16 protein-coding genes are annotated in these 21,098 nt (G+C 73.2%); 7 read left to right on the forward strand and 9 right to left on the reverse strand.

Features of this window, described 5'->3' with window-relative positions:
* Window positions 1–32: 32 nt before the first annotated feature.
* Both ACWD4O_RS20190 and ACWD4O_RS20195 read right to left on the reverse strand, forming a co-directional pair.
* Window positions 33–443 (reverse strand): hypothetical protein, encoded by a 411-nt coding sequence (locus tag ACWD4O_RS20190; protein ID WP_451281495.1) that lies wholly within the window; start codon window positions 441–443, stop codon window positions 33–35.
* A 95-nt stretch (window positions 444–538) separates the two neighbouring features.
* Window positions 539–1,147, reverse strand: a complete 609-nt coding sequence (locus ACWD4O_RS20195) for a flavin reductase family protein (protein WP_451281497.1) — start codon at window positions 1,145–1,147, stop codon at window positions 539–541.
* 286 nt (window positions 1,148–1,433) lie between these two features.
* Between ACWD4O_RS20195 and ACWD4O_RS20200 the strand changes: the two genes are divergently transcribed.
* On the forward strand, window positions 1,434–3,398 hold the full coding sequence (locus ACWD4O_RS20200) for an NlpC/P60 family protein (protein ID WP_451281499.1): 1,965 nt from the start codon (window positions 1,434–1,436) through the stop codon (window positions 3,396–3,398).
* A 102-nt stretch (window positions 3,399–3,500) separates the two neighbouring features.
* Entirely contained in the window at window positions 3,501–4,685 is a 1,185-nt protein-coding gene (locus tag ACWD4O_RS20205) for a cytochrome P450 (RefSeq protein ID WP_451281501.1), read from the forward strand.
* Between the two features lie 48 nt (window positions 4,686–4,733).
* Here ACWD4O_RS20205 and ACWD4O_RS20210 read toward each other — a convergent pair whose 3' ends face one another.
* A complete protein-coding gene (locus ACWD4O_RS20210) occupies window positions 4,734–4,907 on the reverse strand; it encodes a hypothetical protein (RefSeq protein WP_450944951.1) in 174 nt (57 codons plus the stop codon).
* A 125-nt stretch (window positions 4,908–5,032) separates the two neighbouring features.
* Between ACWD4O_RS20210 and ACWD4O_RS20215 the strand changes: the two genes are divergently transcribed.
* Window positions 5,033–5,668: a class I SAM-dependent methyltransferase gene (locus ACWD4O_RS20215; protein ID WP_451281502.1), complete on the forward strand. Its 636-nt coding sequence runs from the start codon at window positions 5,033–5,035 to the stop codon at window positions 5,666–5,668.
* 7 nt (window positions 5,669–5,675) lie between these two features.
* Here ACWD4O_RS20215 and ACWD4O_RS20220 read toward each other — a convergent pair whose 3' ends face one another.
* The 5 genes from ACWD4O_RS20220 to ACWD4O_RS20240 form a co-directional block, all read right to left on the reverse strand.
* Complete coding sequence (locus ACWD4O_RS20220; protein WP_358801646.1) at window positions 5,676–6,251, reverse strand: phosphatase PAP2 family protein; 576 nt, start codon at window positions 6,249–6,251, stop codon at window positions 5,676–5,678.
* A complete protein-coding gene (locus ACWD4O_RS20225) occupies window positions 6,244–7,635 on the reverse strand; it encodes a diacylglycerol/lipid kinase family protein (RefSeq protein ID WP_451281505.1) in 1,392 nt (463 codons plus the stop codon). Before ACWD4O_RS20225 ends, ACWD4O_RS20220 begins: the two co-directional genes overlap by 8 nt.
* Window positions 7,636–7,694: 59 nt before the next feature.
* Complete coding sequence (locus ACWD4O_RS20230; protein ID WP_451281507.1) at window positions 7,695–9,437, reverse strand: hypothetical protein; 1,743 nt, start codon at window positions 9,435–9,437, stop codon at window positions 7,695–7,697.
* Between the two features lie 166 nt (window positions 9,438–9,603).
* Window positions 9,604–11,562, reverse strand: coding sequence for a DUF1996 domain-containing protein (locus ACWD4O_RS20235; protein WP_451281722.1), 1,959 nt, complete (start codon window positions 11,560–11,562; stop codon window positions 9,604–9,606).
* Between the two features lie 193 nt (window positions 11,563–11,755).
* On the reverse strand, window positions 11,756–12,505 hold the full coding sequence (locus ACWD4O_RS20240; protein WP_451281724.1) for a hypothetical protein: 750 nt from the start codon (window positions 12,503–12,505) through the stop codon (window positions 11,756–11,758).
* A 280-nt stretch (window positions 12,506–12,785) separates the two neighbouring features.
* Between ACWD4O_RS20240 and ACWD4O_RS20245 the strand changes: the two genes are divergently transcribed.
* Complete coding sequence (locus ACWD4O_RS20245) at window positions 12,786–13,223, forward strand: cupin domain-containing protein (RefSeq protein ID WP_451281508.1); 438 nt, start codon at window positions 12,786–12,788, stop codon at window positions 13,221–13,223.
* Between the two features lie 13 nt (window positions 13,224–13,236).
* On the opposite strand, the gene ACWD4O_RS20250 is transcribed toward ACWD4O_RS20245, so the two are convergent.
* Window positions 13,237–14,664, reverse strand: coding sequence for an alkaline phosphatase family protein (locus ACWD4O_RS20250; RefSeq protein WP_451281510.1), 1,428 nt, complete (start codon window positions 14,662–14,664; stop codon window positions 13,237–13,239).
* A 219-nt stretch (window positions 14,665–14,883) separates the two neighbouring features.
* On the opposite strand from ACWD4O_RS20250, the gene ACWD4O_RS20255 reads away from it, so the two are divergent.
* The 3 genes from ACWD4O_RS20255 (at window position 14,884) to ACWD4O_RS20265 (ending at window position 21,028) form a co-directional block, all read left to right on the forward strand.
* Window positions 14,884–15,546 (forward strand): lipoprotein, encoded by a 663-nt coding sequence (locus ACWD4O_RS20255; RefSeq protein WP_451281512.1) that lies wholly within the window; start codon window positions 14,884–14,886, stop codon window positions 15,544–15,546.
* A 103-nt stretch (window positions 15,547–15,649) separates the two neighbouring features.
* On the forward strand, window positions 15,650–18,169 hold the full coding sequence (locus ACWD4O_RS20260) for a SpoIIE family protein phosphatase (protein WP_451281513.1): 2,520 nt from the start codon (window positions 15,650–15,652) through the stop codon (window positions 18,167–18,169).
* A 99-nt stretch (window positions 18,170–18,268) separates the two neighbouring features.
* Window positions 18,269–21,028 (forward strand): SpoIIE family protein phosphatase, encoded by a 2,760-nt coding sequence (locus ACWD4O_RS20265; RefSeq protein WP_451281515.1) that lies wholly within the window; start codon window positions 18,269–18,271, stop codon window positions 21,026–21,028.
* Window positions 21,029–21,098: the final 70 nt, after the last annotated feature.

A 21,098-nucleotide genomic window follows, 5' to 3' on the forward strand; every position in this document is an offset into this window, starting at 1 on the left:
CGGCCGAGGACCGCGGCGAGGTCGGCTCGACGTCAGGCCGAGGAGCGGTCCCGGCTCGCGGTCCACGCGTAGATCAGGGCCGCCCCGGCGATGGTGGCCGCCGCCGGGCCGACCGCGCGGAAGCCGCCACGGGAGCGCCAGGACAGCACCGAGTCGACCGAGTGCGCGGACAGCGCCGACCTCGCGCTGAGCCAGGAGCCCACGGAGACCAAGGACACGGCGGAGCCGACGGACCCCACGGACAGGAAGCTGCCGACCGAGGCGACGGACAGCGAGCTGCCCACGGAGCCGATGGAGAGGAACGAGTCGACCGAGCCGATCGACAGCGCCGAGTTCTTCGACCACAGCGAACGCCAGGAGTTGTCGGCACGGTCGACGCCGCCGGAGCCGCCGGAGCCACCGAAGCCGCTGGAGCCGTCACGCTTCGTCACGGATCTCGTCATGCTCCGATCATAGGCCCGGAAGGCCGGACCGGTCAGGACGACAGCGGCCAGGACGGCGACCGGTCAGGGCGACAGCCGATCAGGACGGGGGCCGATCAGGACGGCGGCCGGTCGCGGTAGGCGATGCGGGCCAGATCGCGGACCTCGCCGACGGTGCCCCACTCGTTGCCGCCGAGCCGGGCCAGGGGCCGCAGCCGCCGGATGTCGGGGTGGCCGTCGACGAGGACGTCCTCGCGTACGGCGGCGTGCACGACCTCGCCGAGGACGAGCGTGGAGCCGCCGATGCCCAGGGTCGAGTGCAGCCGGCACTCCAGGGCCACGGGCGAGGCGGCCACCCGGGGCGGCTTCACGCGCAGCGAGGGCTCCCGCTCGATGCCGACCGCGTCGAACTCCCCCTCGTGCGCGGGGAAAGCGGTGGCGGTGGCGTTGATCTGCTCCAAGAGCTCCTCCGGCGCGAGGTTGACCACGAACTCGCCGGTGGCCTCGACGTTGCGCAACGAGTCCTTGCGGCCGACGGAGGTGAACTGGACGATCGGCGGGTCGGTGCAGGCGACGGTGAAGAACGAGTGCGGGGCCAGGTTGGCGGTCGTTCCGTCCGCCGCCAGGGTCGACACCCAGGCGATCGGGCGGGGTACGACGACGGCGGTGAGCAGCCGGTAGAAGGCTCCCGCGCCGAGGGACCCGGGGTCGTAGTCGATGCGCATGTCGGCCAGTTCTACCCGACGCGGGCCCCCGGCAGCGGAACCGGCCGCGCGCGGCGCTCCGTAACCGAGGCACACGACAGCGGTCCGTGACGGAGAGAGACGAAGGTCACGAATACGTATCGGACATTTGGCCCTTCAACCTTCACACCAGTCACACATGTTGGCTAGGTTGACGCCTAGCCGTTTTGATTGCCCTTCAGGGCACGGGGCTTGGGGCACCCGCACCAGGGGTCGCCCGGATTCCGCCGCCGACTGGCAGGCGGAGCACGGAAGGAGTACGTCTTCCATGGCGACGGATCGCAGCCCGCGCTCCCCAGGCAACAGCACCGACGAGCCGAGCCGGGCGGAGATCCAGCAGCGGGTCAGTTCCCTCTACGACCGCGCCGAAACCGACACGGGCACCTTCAACGCGACCCGTGCCGCGTCGAGTCGCTCACGCAAGGGCGGCGGCTCCGGCGCGCGCGGGACGGACGATCAGTCACTCGAAGCGGTGGCCAAGCAGTGGTTCGACTCGGCGCGCAGCAAAGTCGGGCCGATCACGCCCGCCGTGCTGCCGGCCGATCGTCAGCCTACGCGCCCGGCCCGGACCGCGCGCCCGGCGAGCGCACCGGAGCGTTCGGCCGACAGCCCCGTGGTGCGGGAGCTGGAGGCCGCCACCCGACGGGCTCCCGAGCTGACCGGCCGCGCCGTCGCCGCACTGCCCGCCGTGCCCGAGCAGCGCCGGGACGAGCCCAAGGCCCTCGCGCCCGCCGCCCTCGCCCTTCCCGCCGCGCCCGCGTCGCCCGCCTCTCCGGCCTCGCCCGCCTCCGCTCCCGCGAACCGGCAGGCCTCGCTCAAGAACACCAAGGAGCAGATCGGGCGGAAGCTCGCCACGGCCCGGGAGGTGCTGGCCCGCGCCATCGCGCAGCCGATACAGCCCCAGGCGATGCAGCCGCAGGCCACGCAGTCCCAGCCCATGCAGCCGCAGGCCACGCAGTCCCAGCCCATGCAGCCGCAGGCCACGCAGTCCCAGCCCATGCAGCCGCAGGCCACGCAGCTCCAGGCCATGCAGTCCCAGACGATGCAGCCGCAACCCATGCAGTCGCAGACCATGCAGCCGCAACCCATGCAGTCGCAGACCATGCAGCCCCAGCCCATGCAGTCGATGCCCGCGTCGGCCATGGTCGCATCGGCCATGCCCACGGCCGTCCTGCCGGTGGTCGAGGCGCAGCCGCCTGCCGAACCGCAGCCGGTCCAGCAGCCCTGGGACACCGCGGAACAGCAGGCGTTCCGGGCGGAGATCACGGCCGCGTGGGCGGGACGGCCGGCTGCCGCCGCTTCCGGAGCGGCTGCACCGGGCGACACAGGGAGCTTCCTCACGACCGGTGCACTCGGCTTCGCCACACCGGCGTCGGGCTTCGCCACACCCGAAGTCGTGGCCCCCGCACCCGCTCCCGCACCTGTTCCCGACTACCGCGCGTCGGAACTCGGCTTCGGCACACCGCCGTTCGGCCTGCCGATCCCCGAACTCGGCCTGGCCGCACCGGGAGCCGCCTTCCCGGCACCGGGCGCCGGCCCCGCCGCGTCCGGCTACCAGCCGTCCCAACTCGACGGGTTCACACCGCCCTCCGGGTTCGTGATGCCCGAGCAACTCCCCCTCATGGCACCGGAGTCCGGCTTCGCGGCAGCGCCCACCGGATACGCCTCCGGCTACCAGACGTCCGAACTCGGCGTCATGGCACCGGCGTCGGACCTGATGACGAACGGCGCCGGTTTCCCGGCCGCTCCCGCCGGTCTCCCCGCCGAGCCGGTCCTACCGGCCGCCGTTCCCCAGGCCGCCGCCCCTCAGGCCACCGCTCCTCCGGCCGCGGCCCCCACCGACCTCACCGCCAGCACGACCGGCACCGCGTACCTCGGGAAGGCGGACAAGGCGCTCGCCTTCGCCCGCGCCCAGATCGGCCGGCCGTGCGTGTGGGGAGCCACGGGGCCGGAGTCCTACGACTGCTCCAGCCTCACGCAGGCCGCCTGGAAGGCCGCCGGGGTGACCCTGCCGCGGGCCGCCATCGACCAGGCCCGGGACTTCACCCGGATCAGCCTGGCCGATCTGCGCCCGGGCGATCTCGTCTTCTTCTTCGACGACCTCAGCCACACCGGACTGTGCACGGGCAACGGCATGATGATCCACGCGCCGGGCCCGGGCTCGTACATCCGCGAGGAGGCGATCCTCCCGTTCGGCGAGGGCGCCCTGCGGGGCGCCGTCCGCCCCTTGTGAGGGCGCACGCGCACAGGGGTGCGCGTGGCCGGTTTTCGCGCATCGCGGGAACCGGCGTCCCGGGGAGACTGGCGTCCGGTGCTGCGAAGCGGAGGACGCCCGATGGGGGACTCACGGGAAAGCGTACGCAAGGTCGAGCGGGGGACCGCCCGGCCGGGCTGCCCGGTGCGCCGCGGGGCGGACGGGACCTGGGAGGTCCGGGGCTACACGGCCGCACGTGAGGTGCTGCGCGGCGCGGAGACGGTGCAGGCCGGTCTCGGGATAGAGACGGTGGAGAAGCTGCCGTCCCGTATCCGCCGTCCCGTGCTCTACCAGGACGGCCCCGGACACCGTGAGCAGCGGCGGCAGACCGCCCGCTTCTTCACTCCCCGGCGCGTGGACGAGCACTACCGCGAGCTGATGACGCGGGTCGCCGAGGAGCAGGTGGCGACGGTCCGGGCCGCCGGTACGGCGCAGCTGTCCGATCTGAGCTTCACCATGGCGATCGAGGTGGTGAGCGACATCCTCGGGCTGACGCACAGCCGTCCGGGGCTGAAGTCCAGGCTGGAGCGGTTCTTCCCCGAGGAGTTCGGTCAGCCGGGGCTGACCAGCCTCCGGGGCCTCTACTGGCTGGTGCGCCAGAACGCGAACTGGCTGCGCATCCATCTCGCCGACGTCCGTCCCGCGATCCGTGCGCACCGCCGTCGGGAGCGGGACGACCTGATCTCCCATCTGCTGGCCGAGGGGTGCTCGGACGCGGAGATCCTCGGCGAGTGCCTGACGTACGCGGCGGCGGGCATGGTCACCACACGCGAGTTCATCTGCGTCGCCGCCTGGCATCTCTTCGACGATCCGCGGCTCCTTCAGCGGTACCGCGCGGCGGAGGAGCCGGAGCGGCTGGAGCTGCTCCGGGAGATCCTGCGGCTGGAGCCCGTCGTGGGACGCCTGTCCCGGCGGGCCACCGCGCCGATGCGGGTCGGGGAGTCGTCGGTCGCCCCGGGTGAGCTGATCACCGTCTTCGTCGACGAGGCCAACGCGGACCCGGACGTCGTGGGCCGCGCCCCGGGCCGCCTGCGTCCGGGGCGGCTGCTCGCACAGGGCGCGGGGACGGCCGGGCTCGCCTTCGGCGACGGCGCTCACCGCTGTCCCGGCGCCGGGGTCGCCGTCCTGGAGGCGGACGTCCTGCTGAGCCGGCTGTTCGCGCTCGACGGTCTGCGGATGACCGGCCGGCCGCGGATCTCGTTCAAGGACGAGATCGGCGGCTACGAGATCCGGAACCTGACGGTGACCACGGCCGCGCCGGGGTGACCGCCTCAGCGCGCCGGCTCAGCGGGTCAGCTCAGCGCGGCGTCTCACTCAGTGCAACGCGGAGTCGGGGCGCGCCTGAGCCCTTCTGGCGTTGTTGTAGGCGCGCAGGAGCAGCTTGGAGACGGCGCAGGGCGACCGGTCGAAGTGGCACTGTCGGCACGTGCGTGCGTGCTCCTCGTAGGCGTTGCGGGCCTCTTGCAGGGCATCCTCGGGAGAGGGCATGGGGGGTCCTCCGAACGGAACGGCGGTTACCCGGGGCTTAGCTACTCACCAGTAGGACCCCGTCAAGAGGATTTGACCATGTTACTCACGGTAGCGGAAAATGCGATCCCCCTGAGGAGGCCGGCTTGACGAGCGAGGACGACAGGCAGCGCGCGGCGCGGGTGTTCGACGCGCTGGGACCCGTGTACGAGAAGGCGTTCGCGCACTCCGAGGCGCATCACAGGTCCCTGGAGTGGCTGCTCGGGCGGCTCGCGCCGAGGAGTTCCGTGCTGGACGTCGGCAGCGGGACCGGGCGGCCGACGGCCGCGACCCTGGCGGGCGCGGGCCATGACGTACTGGGCGTCGACGTCTCGCCCGTGATGGTCGACCTCGCCGCACGCCAGGTGCCCGAGGCGGCCTTCCGCTGCGTCGACGTGCGTGAGCTCCCGCTGGAGGAAGGCTCGTTGCACGCGGTCTGCGTGTACTTCTCGCTGCTCCAGATGGAGCGGGCCCGGCAGGCCGAGGTGATCGGCAGGCTGGCGCGGGCGCTGCGGCCGGGAGGCAGTCTCGTGCTCGCCACCGTGCCGCTGGACGTGGAGGGCGTCGACGCCGTGTTCATGGGGCAGCCCGTGCGGGTCACGAGCTTCGCCGTGCCGGATCTCGTCGACGTGGTCACCGCAGCCGGTCTGACCGTGCTGGCCGAGGAGAACGTGCTGTTCACCCCCGACCATCCCGAGGCCGTGCCCGAACCGCACGTCTTCCTCCACTGCGGCAGGCCCTAGGGGGAGCTCAGCCCTCGTTGCGGGCGGCGAGGGCCAGGACCAGCGCCGCCGAGCCCGTGCCCAGCAGGGCGCCGGCCACCACGTCCCCCGGGTAGTGCACGCCCGTGTGGACCCGGGAGTAGCCCACCGCGCAGGCCAGCAGGCCCAGCGGGACCGCGGTGACCGGCAGGGTCGGGCCGACGGCGGCCGCGAAGGCCACGGCCGAGGCGGTGTGCCCGGAGGGGAACGAGGCCGAGTGCGGCATCGGCACATGCCGCCCCGGGAACGGCGAGTCCTCGGCGCGGTGCGGACGCGGGCGGCGTACGAGCTGCTTGCCGAGCAGGTTGGCGGTCGCCGAGGCGATGCCGATGGCCGCGACGCCCATGGCGGCGGCGCGCCGCTGGCGGCCGCCGCGCACGGCGAGCGCGGCGGCGACCGCGAAGGACAGCTTGGAGTGGTCGGCGGCCGCGGACAGCCGGCGCAACGCGGTGTCCAGGGTCGGCGTCCTGGTCACGCTGACCGCCTCGTACAGCGCCTGGTCCAGGGTGGCGAGGTCACCGACCAGGCGCAGGGTGGGGGGGAGCTTCGGGCGGCGGTCAGACATCGTAGGCCTCCTTGATCGTGCGGGGGTCGGGATGGCCGAGCGCGAGGCGGAAGACGCGCCGCCAGTCGACCGTGGGGGGCGCATACACGGCGCCCGGGCGGTGCCGGGGCACCCGGACCCGCAGCGCGGCGGGCCGTACCGTGCACACGACGGGGGCGGTCAGTTCGAGCGCCTCGCCGTCGACGGCCACCGCGATGCGCTCCCGGTCGGCCTCGACGACGACGCTCCGGGAGGTCACCGAGGTGATGCTGCCCGCGCGCTCGCCGAGCAGGGCGAGTTCCGCGGCCTGGGCCGCGCCCTCGACCCGGATGCCGATCACGCCGAGCAGTCCGGCGTCCAGCCGGGGGCGGCGGCCGCCGCCGAGCGGGTCGGCACGGGCGTAGGCGTTGTTGCTGACCAGGAGTGCCTGCGGCGCGTGCAGACGGGCGTCGTCCGTGCGGACGTCCAGCGTCGCGCCGGAACCGCCGAGGAGCAGGTCGGGCAGGTGTTCGAGGGCGGTGGCGGCCTTGGCGTCGCGGTACTCGGGGCTCTGCACTATCTCCGCGTACGCGCCGAAGGAGACGGTGTTGACGAAGGCCCGGCCGCCGACGTCGCCGAGGTCCACGCGCAGTTCGACGCCGTTGGTGAGGGCGTCCAGACTGCGCACGGGATCGGTGCGGTCGAGGCCGAGGTCCATGGCGAAGTGGTTGCGGGTGCCCGCGGCGACGACCAGGAAGGGCACGTCGTGCTCGGCGGCCACGGCCGCGACCAGCGCCTGGGTGCCGTCGCCGCCCGCGACGCCGATCAGATCCGCGCCCTCGGCGATGGCCCGGCGGGCCTCCACCGCCGGGTCGGTGTAGGTGTCGTCCGTGCCGAGCAGGATCACCTGGGCGCCGAGCGCCTCGGCGTGCTCGACGAGGCCGTGCTTGCCGACCTTGCCGCCGCCCGAGCGCACGTTCATGATCAGGACCGGTCGGCGCGGCGGCGGGGTCTTGCGGCCGTGCGTGCCCTTGGGACGGCGCACGCTGCGCAGCGAGGCCCGGGCCGAGGCCAGGGCGCCCGCCCACAGCGCGATCGCGCCCACCGCCACCGGCCACAGGCCGGAGGTGGCGTACAGCACCAGCACGCCCACGGGCGCGGTGACGGCGACCAGTCCGCCGACCAGCCGGGGTCCGCCCCGGTGCGCCAGCATCCACCAGACGCCCGCGCCGGCCAGGGCGAGCAGGGCGAATCCGGCGAGCAGGATCAGCCAGCCGCCGGAGCCGGCGCCCGCCATGACCACCGCGACGCAGCCGGCCACCAGCACCAGCGCGATCCGGGCCCAGCCCCGCGCGCGGGCGACGGCGTCCTGCTGCGCCGGGCGCAGGTGCGGCAGCGCCCATTTCGTCCTACGTGTCTCGTTCACCGTGCGCCCGCCATGCTCCGAAGCTCCCTGTCATGCGTCTACAGCGCCAACGATCTCTGTCAATTGTCCATGCCACAGCACTCCGATGTGACCTCGCCCGCGCCGTCGGCGGTGGCGTCGAGGCGGCAGAAGCAGGACGCCCGGACCGGTACGTCGGCCAGCGCGGCCGCGAACCTGAGCTGTTGGGCCACGATCCGGGCCTCCGCGTCCTTGCCCAGCCGGACCAGACACTCGTGGAAACCGTGCAGCGACCAGACGTTGCCGGGGTGCTGCGACGGGCGCGGCAGGGTGTCGTCGAGTCCGAGATCGGCCCGGTAGACCGCCTCGGCCTCCGCGATCCTGCCCTGTTCGAGCAGCAGTGCGCCGTAGGCGTGCCGGGTGGGCTGCATCCAGCCCCAGGGCTCGTCGTAGGGGAGGGCGTCGTCCAGTGCGACGGACCGCTCCAGGGCGGCGAAGGCCAGGTCGTGGTTGCCCTTGCGGTACTCCAGTTCGCCGTCGAGCATCGCGGACGCGATCGCGAGGACGTCCTGGCAGGTGTTGTTGAACAGCATGCGGGTCTCGGGCACACGGTCGACCGCCGCGTGGAACAGGACGCGTTCGGCCTCGGCCTCGGGGACGCGGCCGGTGGCGGAGAGGGCCACGCCGCGGGCGTAGTGGAACATCGCGGTGGTCACGCTGTAGAGGACCGGGTCGGCGGGCGGCGGCACGTCGAGGACGTCCTGCCAGCGGCCGAAGCGGATCAGCACATGGAACCGCATGGTGAGGAAGGCCTCCAGCCAGTCGGCCATGGGCGGGCTCGGCACGCGCAGCAGTTCCTCCGGGATGGAGGCCTCCAGCCGTTCCACGGTCTCCAGGGCGGTCCCGGCCTGGCCAAGGAACATCGCGCCGTAGATCTTGAAGTGGTAGTCGTGCGACCGGTAGAGCGTGTAGAAGTTCATGGCTCCGGACCGTGCCCGGTACTTCTCGTCGGCTGCGATCGCGGCGGTGTTGTCCGTGACGACGCGCCGGTAGTCGCCGCACAGCACGTCCAGATGCGAGGGCATGTGCTGGAGGTGCCCGGCGTCGGGCACCAGGTCGCGCAGCCGGTCGGCGACCTGGAGAGCGGCCTCGGGGGTGGGCGACATCTCCATGAGGTGGATGTAGAAGTGCAGGACGCCGGGGTGCCGGGCCGCGGCCGCGTCGGCGAGCGCACGGTCGAGCACCGCCTTCGCCTCCCGGGTGCGGGCGCCCTCGGCGGGCTCTCCGGTGCGCAGGTCCCACAGCTGCCAGGGGGTGAGGTTCATCAGGGCGTCGGCGTACAGGGCGGCGACGTCGAGATCGTCGGGGGCGAGCTCGTGGACGGCCCGCATGGCGTCGGCGTAGGGCTCGTTCCACACCGCGCAGTCCTCGGCGGGGCGGGTCTGCGGGAAGCGGGCGCGCAGCGCGCCGATCAGGGCCCGTTCGACGGGGGTGGCGGTCGCGGCCTTCTCGTGGGCGAGCTCGACCGCGGCGTGGGTACGGGCGACGGTCGTCGTCAGGTCCTCCTCGTCGAAGAACTCCCACGGCTTGTTGTAGTTGGGGCCGAGGGCGTAGGCGATGCCCCAGTGCGCCATGGCGCAGTCGGGGTCGGCGCGCACGGCGGTCTCGAAGCAGACGACCGCCTCCTCGTGGTGGAAGGCGTACGACCAGACCAGTCCGCGGTCGAACCACAGCTGGGCCTCGGGGGACGAGGTCGTCACGGACCGGCCGTGACTGCCGAGGTCGTAGTAGTACTCCCCCAGGTCTTCGCCGGTGTGCTCCCCGCTCTCGTTGCTGTCCTTCATGGGTCTCCCGTCGTCGCGCGCTGTTCGAGTCGAGCGACGTATACCGCGTGATCCGGCGCCCGGGCGGTTTCTTGCGTGCGGGAGCACCCGTACGGGGCGGGGACGGCGCGAGCGAGGGGCCCGCCGGCGGTGCGGCGGGCCCCTCGTCGGGTGTTCAGGCCGGAGCTCAGTTGCCTCGGGTGCTGCGGCGCAGGACCACGAAGCCGCCGATCACCAGCAGGGCGCCGAGCGCGCCGGGCCACAGGCTGGCTCCGGTCTCGGCGAGGTCGCCCTGGACCGCCTGCGGTTCGGTCCCGCCGGGGAGGGTCCCGGTGCCCGTGTCGGCCGGCGGCGTCGTCTGCGCCGGGGTGGACACGGTCGGCGGAGCGGTCGCGGGCGAGCCGATCTCGCCGCCCGACGCGCCGGACGCGGCCGACGCGGCGGCGGGCGCCGAGGTGGCCGCCTTGGCCGACGGCTTGGTGTCGCGGGTGGGGTCGGTGGTGACGGGGACGCCGCCGGCACCGTCGTCGCCCGTGTCGGGCTCGGTGTCGACAGGGTCGGTGGTGGCGGGTGCGGTGGTCGCGGGCTCGCTCGCGGGCGCCTCGGGGCTCTGGGACGGCTGCTGGCCGCCGTCGTCCGAACCGTTGTCGTCGCCGTTGCCGCCGCCGTTGTCCCCGTTGCCGTTGTCTCCGTTGTCGCCGTTGCCGTTGTCGCCGTCGCCTGCGCCGTCGTCCGCGCCCGCTCCGCAGGTGCGGCCCTCGTTGATGCAGTCGACCATCTCCCGCATCAGCTTCTCGTCGAAGACGTTGATGAAGTCGCCGTGGTCGGTGACCGGCTTGTGCAGCTGCTCGGGGAAGGAGTCCACCGCGAACAGCGGAGTGGTCTTCCCGCCGTCGTTCAGGCTCGGCGCGTCGACGTCGTACACGATGCGCTGCACCAGCTGGGGAACGGCCTCGAAGCCGGCCGGGCAGGTGCCGTCGGCGGCGGCGAAGGCCACATGGGTGCGGTGGTTGGCGCTGTCGATGTTGGCGCCGTCCCAGCAGCTCTGGAAGCGGAAGGTGCGCACCACGTCGCTGCCGGCCGGGCAGAGCGGGTACTTGTCCTTGAGCTGACGGTCCTCGAACCCGGTGCAGCTCCAGGACGCGTTGGCGTTGGTGGTGCCGTTGACGAAGGCCTTGGCGTCACCGGTGATGATGCGCAGCAGCCGGGGCATCTCGGTCACCTTGGAGCTGGGGTTGCCGACGAAGGTCAGCGTGACCTGCTTGGCCGTGACGATCTCGCCCGCGTTGCCCTCGATGCCGCCGCCGGGGCTGTTGGCGTCCTTCTCCTGGGCGCCGTTCTGCAGACGCAGGACGGGCCAGTAGTAGGTGGACTTGTCGCTCTGGTCCACACAGCTCGTCTCGGCCTTCGCGAGGTCGTCGTCGGAGGCGAAGGCGTTGTTGGACTGGTTGCCGATGTAGTCGTGGAAGTGGTGGGCGCCGTTGGTGACGCCCGGCGCGACGATCACGTTGTCGGAGTTGAACAGCCCGTTGGCGTTGACTCCGCAGCTGGTGACGAAGGTGCCGCGGGAGGGGCCCGAGCGGGGGTCGGGAAGCTGCTGGGTGGCCGCGACGGTCTTGATGTCGACGTAGTCCCCGGCGACGGGACCGTTGCCGGCCTGACCGCCGTTGCCCTGCTGGCCGTTCTGACCGGGCTCCTGAGCCGAGCCCTGTTCCTGGCCTGCGTCCTGCCCCTGCTCTTCGCCCTGCTGTCCGCCCTGCTCCTGCTGCTTCTGCTCCTCGGTGATGCGCAGGGAGCAGGCGGCCAGGGCGTCCACGCCGTCCGGACGGTCGCCCTCGCGGTCGATGGCCTCGGCGATACGGCCGATCGTCGCGCCCCGCTTCTCCTTCAGCGGATTCATCACCGCGTTGTCGGCGAAGCCGGGGTCCTGCCGCACCGCCTGCGCCTGGTCCTGCAGTTGCCGGTAGGCGGCGGCGATCTGTTCGTCCAGGAGCGCGAGTTCACGGTCGACCTCGGTCCTGGCGCCCTCGGGAACGCTGGTGAGGCTGTTGCCGACGTCGGGACAGTCGATGGTGACCGAGCCCCCTCCGGCCAGTTCCACCGTCTCGCCGCTGGAGGTGGCCGAGGCGTAGACGTTCGCCGCCATCAGCCCTCCCCCGCCGAGGATCAGGGCGACCGCGGCGAAGGTCGCCCGCCGCCCACCCGTCTGGCGTCTGCGCCTGTTCTGTACCAAGGAGTGCTCCTACGCGTTGTCGGCGGCCACGGCCATGAAATCCCCCGGCCCAATACGCAGCCGGAGGCGGAAGTGTTCAACCGCCCCACGAATTCATAGCAACATCTCAGGCAAGCGCCGCACCTCGCCCCTCCGAAGCGGCCGTGACCTGCCTCTTACGGCGGGCGCGTTCGTGCAGCAGACCCATGACGACGGCGGCGGCCACCGCGATCAGATGCTCGCGGCCGGCGAGGTTGGGTTTGGCGATCGACTCCAGCACCATCGAGCCGCCGGTGAGCGTGAACACGATGGGCGCGCGGCGGACGACCGACAGATAGGTGAAGAGTCCGACGACCGCGGCGGACGGGCCGGTGTCCAGCACCTGTCCGACCTCGGGCGGCAGTCCGAGGCCCCAGCGGTCCGGCCCCAGCGCCAGCATCACCCGCACGGTGAGGGTGCCGGCCAGGGTGGACGCGTAGGCGATCAGCAGGGTCCTGCGGCGGCCCAGGGCGAGCTCGGCCAGCGCGAAGGCGAGGAACAGCTGGGTGATGCCGGCCCACACCGGCAGGTCCAGGGCCGGGACGTAGAGGGAGACCGGGGTGCGCAACAAGGCCAGCCACAGAGGCAGGTCGCCCTGGACCCCGCCGAGGATCCGCACCGCCGCCGCGCCGGCGGGGTGCTGGGCGATGGCATGGAAGAAGATCACGCCCGCGCAGGCCACGAACGCCAGCAGCAGCGCGCCGGGCCCGCGTCGGCGCAGCTGCCGCAGCGGATCGACGACGATGCCGTTCCACTCGTCCCGCAGCGTCCGGCCGACGAACGCGGCCAGGCGCGCCGGTGCGCCGCGGCGCGGCCCACGGTCGGCCCGGCGGTCCACGGCGCGGCCGTCGCGAGGCTCGTCCTCCACGCGGTCGCCGTGCGGCCGCTCCACTTCCGGACGCAGGATGCTCAAGGTCGTCCCCAAACACTCGTCGCACGATGTTTCGTGCGAGTCACGTCATGGAAGACGCGAAGACGGCCCGGCAGGATCATCCGGCCCGCAAGCCGTCTACCTCACATTTGCCTCGCCGCCGGGCGGCCCGACCTGCCTACGGGCGCTGCGCGCTTGCTGACTCCCGGTCACGCCGCTGTAACTCAAGTGGGCTAATGTCACTTCTGTGGAACGCACTGACCAGCGGAACATGACCCCGGCCAGGTTACGTCGCACGGCGGGACCGACCACCGTCGAACCCGTGCCGACCCTGCTCGCCGACGGCGTCCTCACCGAAGAACTGGCCCTGGCCGTGCCCGAGGGCACCCGGGTCGCGGTGGCGAACTACGCGATTGCGCCGGGCGGTTCGCTGCCCTGGCACTACCACGAGGGCCGGGTCGTCGCCGTGGTGACGGCCGGCGTGCTGACCCGGACCCTGGCGGACGGCTCCGAGTGCGTGACGCCGGCCGGCGGGTGCATCGTCGAGCCGGTGGGACCGCAGGGTGTGCACATGGCGGAGAACCGGGAGCCGGAGCCCCTGCACATCTGCGCCCTGTTCTTCCTCCCGCAGGGCAGTGCGTTGTCTACGCGCGCAGAACCCCCCGAGGCGCTCGCCTACGGCTGACCGGCGCCGGGGATCAGCGTTGCGGTCGGCGACCCGTCTCCTGGGCCGGGAACGTCTGCTCGGCGCCCGGCAGGGTGGGCTTGGGCAGGGTGGCGACCTCCGTCTGCGCCTTCAGCAGCAGTTCCATCGTGTCGTCGGGCAGCACGGGCGGGCGCGGGGCGGTGGACGCGAAGCGGAACGCGGAGGTGAGGTCGCCGAAGGCGTCCCGCCGCCAGGAGCTGATGTTGGGCTCGGCGACCCCGGTGAGCCGCTCCAGGAACCGCAGGGTCGAGGTGTGGTCGAAGGTCTCGGTGGCCACCCAGCCGCCCACGGTCCAGGGCGAGACGATGATCGCGGGGACCCGGAAGCCGCCGCCGATCGGCAGCCCCCCGACGAACTCGCCGGACGTGCCGGCGGGCGGGGTGGGCGGCGGCACATGGTCGAACAGGCCGTCGTTCTCGTCGTAGTTGAGGATGAACGCGGTCTTGGCCCAGACCTCCGGGTTGGCCGCGATGGCCTCGATCTTCGAGGCGACGAAGGCCGCGCCGGCCGCCGGAAGATAGTCCGGGTGCTCCGACTGGCGGCCCGGCGGCATGATCCAGGACACCGTCGGCAGCCGGTCGCTCAGGGCGTCCTCCTCGAAGGTGCCCTCCGGCTGCGGCCGTACGCCCCGCTCGTACAGTTCGGAGCCGGGCTGCGCGTTCTTGAACGCGGCGAACCGTTCCAGCACGTTGCAGCCGTAGTCGTCCACCTGCTGGTAGACCTTCCAGCTCACCCCGGCCGCCTGGAGCCGTTCGGCGTACGTCGTCCAGCTGTACGGCGTCGGCGCGGAGTTGCTGGTGACGGGGCCGCCGGCCACCCCCAGCGGGTCGATGCTGCCGGTCATCCACATCAGGCGGTTGGGGCAGGTCGGGCCGAGCACCGAGCAGAAGTAGTGGTCGCAGAGGGTGAAGGTCTCGGCGAGGGCGAACTGGAACGGGATGTCCTCCCGTGTGTAGTAGCCCATGACATAGGGGCCGTTCGCGCCGTCGGCCTTGCGGTGGGCGGGCAGCCAGCGGTCCATCCGGCCGCCGTTCCACGCGTCGTGCTGCACCGCCCAGGAGTGGCTCGTGGACGGGATGGCCTGGGCGCTGGAGGTGTGGGTGTCCAGGTGGAAGGGCAGCAGGTAGCCCTTCGGGTTCTCGGCGTCGGGCTGATAGAAGACGGAGCGTCCGGTGTCGAGGGTGAGCGCGTCGGGGTCGGCGAAGCCGCGCACCCCGGACAGGGTGCCGAAGTAGTGGTCGAACGACCGGTTCTCCTGCATCAGCAGGACGACGTGCTCGACGTCGGCGAGCGAGCCGCGGCGCGGCTGTCCGGCCGCGACGGCCCGCTGCACGCTCGGCGGGAGCAGGGTGAGGGCCGCGGCGGCGCCCAGCGTGCCGGCGGCCGAGCCCAGGAGCCTGCGACGGGTCAGTTCGGCCATGTGTGGTGTGCCCCTCGGATCGGCGCGGTCCAGCTCATGCCGCTATGCGTTCCCGGTCGGGCCCAGATCTGACGGTGCGTCACTCTTCCGCGCCGGGGCAACCGGGCCGGGCGCCGGAAATCTCGGTGGCGAGGGCCATGACCTCCTCGGTTACAGTGCTCCGCCGGCATCGCGCCGGCGTCGAGAGGAGACACAGCGGTGCGCTTCGGGGTGGGGAACGTGGGGAACGTAGGGCGGGGGCTGACGCTGGCAGCCCTGTTGACCGGGCTGGTCACGGGATGCGGAGCCGAGGACGCCGACTCGGACACGGCGTCGGGGGCGTCGGCGAAGGCGACCGCCAGGACGTCGGCGAAGGTCGCCGAGCGCGGCGGGTCCGTCGGGGCCTCCGGGTCCGCCTGCGAGCTTCCGGTGACCTTCGACATCGCCGAGTTCTGGAAGGCCGAGGCCGTCGACACCACGGAGGCGACCGCCGGCGGCGACCTGGCCGAGCTCGTCGACGCGTTCGCGCGCCAGGGCCCGGTCACCATGGCCTGTGAGATCGACGCCAAGCCCGCGGGGAAGATCGGCTTCCTCCGGGTGTGGACCGGCAAGCCCGGCGACGCCGACGCGCGCACCGTGCTGGAGGCCTTCGTGGCCGCCGAGCCGGAGGCGAGCGGGGCGAAGTACAGCACGTTCGAGGCGGGCGACGTCACCGGCGCCGAGGTCGAGTACGTGACCACGAGCAAGGTCCTCGAGGAGTCGAAGACGGAGCACGCCCTCGCCGTCACGACCTCGGCGGGTCCCGTCGTCCTGCATCTGGGCGGGCTGGACACCGACGAGCACAACGCGATGCTCCCGGCGTACGAGCTCGCCAAGAGCACGCTGCGCGCCTCCGCCGCCTGACCGGCCCGGGCCGCTCCGCCACCTGCCCGGATGCACATCCGGGCAGGTGTGGCGCATTCTTGCTGTGAGGCACACGCGGCGGCGCACGGACGAGGTAGGGCCGATGACTGGGAGCGCCGGGGACGAGCGAAAGCCGTCCGGACCGTCGCCCGCGCTGCTGACCGGGGTCGTGGCGGACGCGCTGCGGGCGGCGGGCGGCAACGCCGGGGGCGTCTACCTGTGCTCGGGCACGTCCGGGCTGCTGCGCCTCGCGGTCCTGGCGGGGCTGCCCGGGAAGCTGTTCCGCCCCTGGTGGCGGCTGAACGTGGACCGGCCCTTCCCGGTGGCCGATGTGCACCGGACGGGCATCCCGGTGGTGCTGGCCAACGCCACGGAGACCATGCGCCGCTATCCGCAGTTCGCGGCGGGGCTGCCCTTCCAGTTCGGTTCGCTCTACGTGCCCGTCGTGGCCGAGGGCCGGTCGTTCGGTGTGCTCACCGTCCTGCGCCCGGCGGCGGCCGACGCGGCGGAGATCCTGGCGGAGCGTGAGCGGCTGACCGCCGTCGCGGACGCCATGGGCGCGGCCCTGCTGCGTCTGGAGGACGACGGCGAGGCCGTCACCTGGGACGACGAGCCGCTGTGCGTCCGGCCGCCGATCGCGAGAGCGGCCCCCGGGCGCGCCGGGCAGTTCTCGTGGGACCCGGTGACCGACGCCGTCACCGTGGACGAGCGGGCCCGCGCACTGTTCGGACTGCGCCCGGGCGACGCCCACGGCACGCTGGACGCCCTGACCCGGGCTCTCGAACCGACGGACGCCCATCGGCTCCCCGGTCTGCTGCGCCGGACGGCCCAGGGGCGGCCCCCGCCGCTGCCGATCCAGATGCGCACCGCCGAGGGCGCGCTACGGCTGCTGGAACTGTGGGAGGCGACCGACGAGGGGGCGGAGCCGGCCGACGCCCCGTCCCGCCCCCTCGTCGGCGTGCTTCTCGACCCGGGCCCGGGCTCCCTCGCCGACGGAGCCGCCGACCTCCTTCCGGAGGGCGTGTTCTGCCTCGACCGGCTGGGGATCGTCGTCTACGCCAATCCCCGGGCCGGGCACCTCCTGGGCGTGCCCCTGGACCGGCTGGTCGGCCGGCCGCTGTGGGAGGCCGTGCCGTCGCTGAACCAGCGCACCTACGAGGAGTACCTGCGCGCCGCCCTGCTGTCCCCGGAGCCCGCGCACTTCCATGTGCGGCTGCCCACCGTCGCCGAGCGGCCCGCCGTCCCGCCGGCGTACGAGGGCGACTGGCTGCGCATGTCCCTGTATCCCGGCGCGGATCTCGTCACCTGGACGGCGGTCCCGGCCAACCGGGTGCCGGACGACGGGGCCCCCGAGCCGGTGGACGCGGACGTCCCGGCGCCGGGCGCCGCCGCCACCGCTCCCCTGTACCGGCCCATCGTGCTGGCCATCGCGCTGACGGAGGCGGTGACCGCCCGGCAGGTGTCGGCGGTGGTCATGAAGGAGCTGCTGCCCGCGTTCGGCGGCCGCATGCTGGCCATCTACCTGCTGCACGAACGGCATCTGTACCTGGCGTGGGAGTCCGGCTTCCCCGAGGGCTTCCTGGCCCCCTTCGAAGGGGTCGGACTGGACGCCCGGCTGCCCGGCGTGGAGACGCTCACCACGGGACGGCCGCTCTTCTTCGACTCGATGCGGAAGCTGGCGGCCGCCTATCCGGGCATCGAGCTCGACGCCCCGGTGGGCGCCCGCGCCTTCCTCCCGCTGATCGCCTCGGGCCGCCCGGTCGGCTCGTGCATCCTCGGCTTCGACCGTCCGCGCAGCTTCAGCACCGAGGAACGCACGGTGCTCACCGCGCTCGCCGGGCTGATCGCCCACGCGATGGAGAAGGCCCAGCGCTACGACACCGAGGCCGCCCTCGCGCGCGGGCTGCAGCAGGCCCTCCTGCCCCGGCGGCTGTCGCAGCACCCGCGCGTGGAGACCGCGGGCCGCTATCTGCCGGGCACCAAGGGCATGGACGTGGGCGGCGACTGGTACGACGTCGTGGAGGCCGGGGACGGGCTGGCCCTGGTCATCGGGGACGTCCAGGGGCACGGGGTGCAGGCGGCGGCCACCATGGGGCAACTGCGCAGCGCGGTGCGGGCGTTCGCGCTCGGCGACCGGCCGCCCCAGGAGGTCATGGGCGGCACGAACCGCCTCCTCATCGACCTGGACCCGGGTCAGTTCGCCAGCTGCTGCTACGTCCGGCTGGATCCGGCCACCGGTGTGGCCCGGGCGGCCCGCGCCGGGCATCTGCCGCCGCTGCTGCGCCATCCCGACGGCCGTACCCAGGTCGTGGAGCTGCCCGGCGGGGTCGTCCTCGGGGTGGACCCGCGCGCCCACTACCCGGTGACGGAGCTGCGGCTGGAGCCGGGCGCGATCCTCGCCCTGTACACGGACGGGCTGGTGGAGCGGCCCGGGCACGACATCGACGAGGGCATCGCCGCCCTGCGCGGGGCGCTGGCCTCGGCCGACATTCCTGCGAGCCGTTCCCTCGGGGATGTCGCGGACCGGCTCACCGCGATGGCCCGGCAGACCGCGGACCGGCCCGACGACATCGCCCTGCTGCTGGCGACACGGCGCGACGGCGAGGCGGCTCCCCCGGGGTGAGGGCAGGGCAAGGTCGGACACGGCCCGGGGGGACGACGCGGCCGGTGACCCTCTGTGACGCCTCTCGCCTCACGCGGCCGGGCAGTGTAGACATGGCACATGGTCCGACTCCTGGGGCGCTCGGATGCCCGGCCGGCCCGTCGTCCCCGGGGCCAGCGGGGCCGGCGCACTCCCGAGTCCGCGCTGGGCGGGCGCAGTCTCGCCGCGCAGGTGTTCGTCCTGCAGGTCGTCGTCGTGCTGCTGCTGGTCGTGGCCGCAGTCGTGGCGCTGCTGCTCCAGGTGCGGCACGACACGACCCAGGAGGCCCGTAACCGCTCCGTCGCCGTCGCCCAGACGTTCGCCAACTCGCCGGGCATGGTCGCGGCGCTGGCGAGCCCGGATCCGACGGCGATCCTGCAGCCCCGGGCGGAGGCCGCCCGTGAGGCCTCGGACATGGACTTCATCGTCGTCATGAACACCGAGGGCATCCGCTACACCCACCCCAAGCCGGACCGCATCGGCAAGAAGTTCGTCGGGAACATCCAGCCCGCGCTGGACGGCGGCGTCGTGGTCGAGGAGGTGAACGGGACCATCGGCAGGCTGGTCCAGGCCGTCGTGCCGGTGAAGGCCTCCGACGGGCGGGTGGTCGGGCTGGTGTCGTCCGGCATCACCACCGAGCATGTCGGCGGCAACGCCGACCGCCAACTGCCGCTCGTCCTGGGCAGCGCCGCGGTGGCCCTCGCCCTGGCCACCCTGAGCACGGCGCTGGTCAGCCGCCGGCTGCTGCGCCAGACGCACGGACTCGGACCGCGCGAGATGACCCGTATGTACGAGCACCACGACGCGGTGCTGCACGCCGTGCGGGAAGGCGTGATCATCGTCGGCGACGAGGGCGATCTGCTGCTCGCCAACGACGAGGCGCAGCGGCTGCTCGACCTGCCCCCGGACGCCGAACGCCGGCAGGTCGTCGACCTGGGCCTCGACCAGGACACCGCCGAGCTGCTGGCCTCGGGGCGGATGGTCACGGACGAGGTGCATCTGGTCGGGGACCGGCTGCTCGCGATCAACCAGCGGCCCACCGACCTGGCGGGCGGACCGGCCGGCAGCGTGGCCACCCTGCGCGACTCCACCGAGCTGCGCGCCCTGTCGGGCCGGGCGGAGTCGGCTCGCGAGCGCCTCGACCTGCTGTACGCGGCCGGGGTGGGGATCGGGACGAGCCTGGACGTGGCCCGTACCGCCGAGGAGCTGACCGAGCTGGCCGTGCCGAGGTTCGCGGACTTCACGACCGTCGACCTGTTCGACGCCGTCCTGGACGGCGAGGAGCCGGAGGCGCGGGGCGCGCTGCGGCGCACGGCGATCAGCGGGATCCGCAAGGGCGCGCCGCTGTATGTGGTGGGCGAGCGGATCCGGTTCGTGGACTCCGCCCCGCAGGCCCGCAGTCTGCACGGGGAACGGGCTGTCCTGGAGGCCCACCTCGCCGAGTCGCCGGGGTGGCGCGCGCAGGACCTCGAGCGGACCGAGCAGGTCGTGGAGTTCGGCATCCACTCGCTGATCACCGTGCCCGTGCGGGCCGGGTCGCTGATCCTGGGCGTGGTCAGTTTCTGGCGTTCGGAGCGGCCCGACCCCTTCGACCCGGACGAGGTGGCGCTCGCGGAGGAGCTGGTGGCGCGGGCCGCGATCTCCATCGACAACGCGCGCCGCTTCACCCGCGAGCACGGCATGGCCGTCACGCTGCAACGGAGTCTGCTGCCCCGCAGCCTGCCCGCGCAGAACGCCCTGGACATCGCCTACCGCTATCTCCCGGCGCAGGCGGGCGTCGGCGGCGACTGGTTCGACGTGCTGCCGCTGTCGGGGGCCCGGGTCGCCCTGGTCGTCGGCGACGTGGTGGGCCACGGGCTGCACGCGGCGGCCACCATGGGGCGGCTGCGCACCGCGGTCCACAACTTCTCCGCGCTGGATCTGCCCCCCGAGGAACTCCTGGGGCTGCTGGACGAGTTGGTGGCGCGCATCGACCAGGACGAGGAGGACGACGGCGCGGGCGCGCCGGTCTCCGGGGCGACCTGTCTGTACGCCATCTACGACCCGGTCTCCCGGCGCTGCACGATCGCGCGGGCCGGCCATCCGCCGCCGGCGCTGGTCCATCCCGACGGCCGGGTCGAGTACCCCGAGGTGCCCGCCGGGCTGCCGCTCGGGCTGGGCGGGCTGCCGTTCGAGACGGTGGAGCTGGAGCTGGCCGAGGGCAGCTCGCTGGTGCTGTACACCGACGGGCTGGTGGAGGACCGGGAGCGGGACATCGACACCGGCCTGGAGCTGCTGCGCACCGCCCTGGAGCGGGGCGCCGACGGCTCGCCCGCGCAGACCTGCCAGGCCGTCCTGGACGCCCTGCTGCCGCCCCGCCCGAACGACGACATCGCGCTGATCGTCGCGCGGACCCGGGCGCTGGACGCCGACCGGGTCGCCGAGTGGGAGGTGCCGGTGGATCCGGCCGCGGTCGGTGAGGTGCGGGCGGCGGTGGCCCGGCAGCTGGCGCGCTGGGACCTGGAGGAGCTGTCCTTCACGACGGAACTGATCCTGAGCGAGCTGGTCACCAACGCGATCCGCTACGGCAGCGCGCCGGTGCGCGTCCGGCTGCTGCGCGACCGCACCCTGATCTGCGAGGTCTGCGACGGCAGCAGCACCTCGCCGCATCTGCGGTACGCGGCCATGACCGACGAGGGCGGGCGCGGCCTGTTCCTCGTGGCGCAGCTCACAGACCGCTGGGGCACCCGCTACACCCCGACGGGCAAGGTCATCTGGGCCGAACAGCCGCTGCCGCGAGGCGCGTTGGACCGACCGTCGGAGGGCCGTCGGACCGGCCGCCCGACCCCGGATGACTCATAAATGATGTTTATGAGCCCATAGACCGGACCCGCGTACCGGGTAAGGCTTGCCTTAGCTTAGGCTTCCCCCG

This window comes from Streptomyces sp. NPDC002623 (assembly GCF_053592635.1).

What these genes read in the sequence shown, in the direction of transcription:
- ACWD4O_RS20190 (WP_451281495.1), bottom strand. Translation starts at nt 443, where the DNA reads ATGACGAGATCCGTGACGAAGCGTGACGGCTCCAGCGGCTTCGGTGGC.
- ACWD4O_RS20195 (WP_451281497.1), bottom strand. Translation starts at nt 1,147, where the DNA reads ATGCGCATCGACTACGACCCCGGGTCCCTCGGCGCGGGAGCCTTCTAC.
- ACWD4O_RS20200 (WP_451281499.1), top strand. Translation starts at nt 1,434, where the DNA reads ATGGCGACGGATCGCAGCCCGCGCTCCCCAGGCAACAGCACCGACGAG.
- ACWD4O_RS20205 (WP_451281501.1), top strand. Translation starts at nt 3,501, where the DNA reads ATGGGGGACTCACGGGAAAGCGTACGCAAGGTCGAGCGGGGGACCGCC.
- ACWD4O_RS20210 (WP_450944951.1), bottom strand. Translation starts at nt 4,907, where the DNA reads ATGCCCTCTCCCGAGGATGCCCTGCAAGAGGCCCGCAACGCCTACGAG.
- ACWD4O_RS20220 (WP_358801646.1), bottom strand. Translation starts at nt 6,251, where the DNA reads ATGTCTGACCGCCGCCCGAAGCTCCCCCCCACCCTGCGCCTGGTCGGT.
- ACWD4O_RS20230 (WP_451281507.1), bottom strand. Translation starts at nt 9,437, where the DNA reads ATGAAGGACAGCAACGAGAGCGGGGAGCACACCGGCGAAGACCTGGGG.
- ACWD4O_RS20235 (WP_451281722.1), bottom strand. Translation starts at nt 11,562, where the DNA reads ATGGCGGCGAACGTCTACGCCTCGGCCACCTCCAGCGGCGAGACGGTG.
- ACWD4O_RS20250 (WP_451281510.1), bottom strand. Translation starts at nt 14,664, where the DNA reads ATGGCCGAACTGACCCGTCGCAGGCTCCTGGGCTCGGCCGCCGGCACG.
- ACWD4O_RS20260 (WP_451281513.1), top strand. Translation starts at nt 15,650, where the DNA reads ATGACTGGGAGCGCCGGGGACGAGCGAAAGCCGTCCGGACCGTCGCCC.
- ACWD4O_RS20265 (WP_451281515.1), top strand. Translation starts at nt 18,269, where the DNA reads ATGGTCCGACTCCTGGGGCGCTCGGATGCCCGGCCGGCCCGTCGTCCC.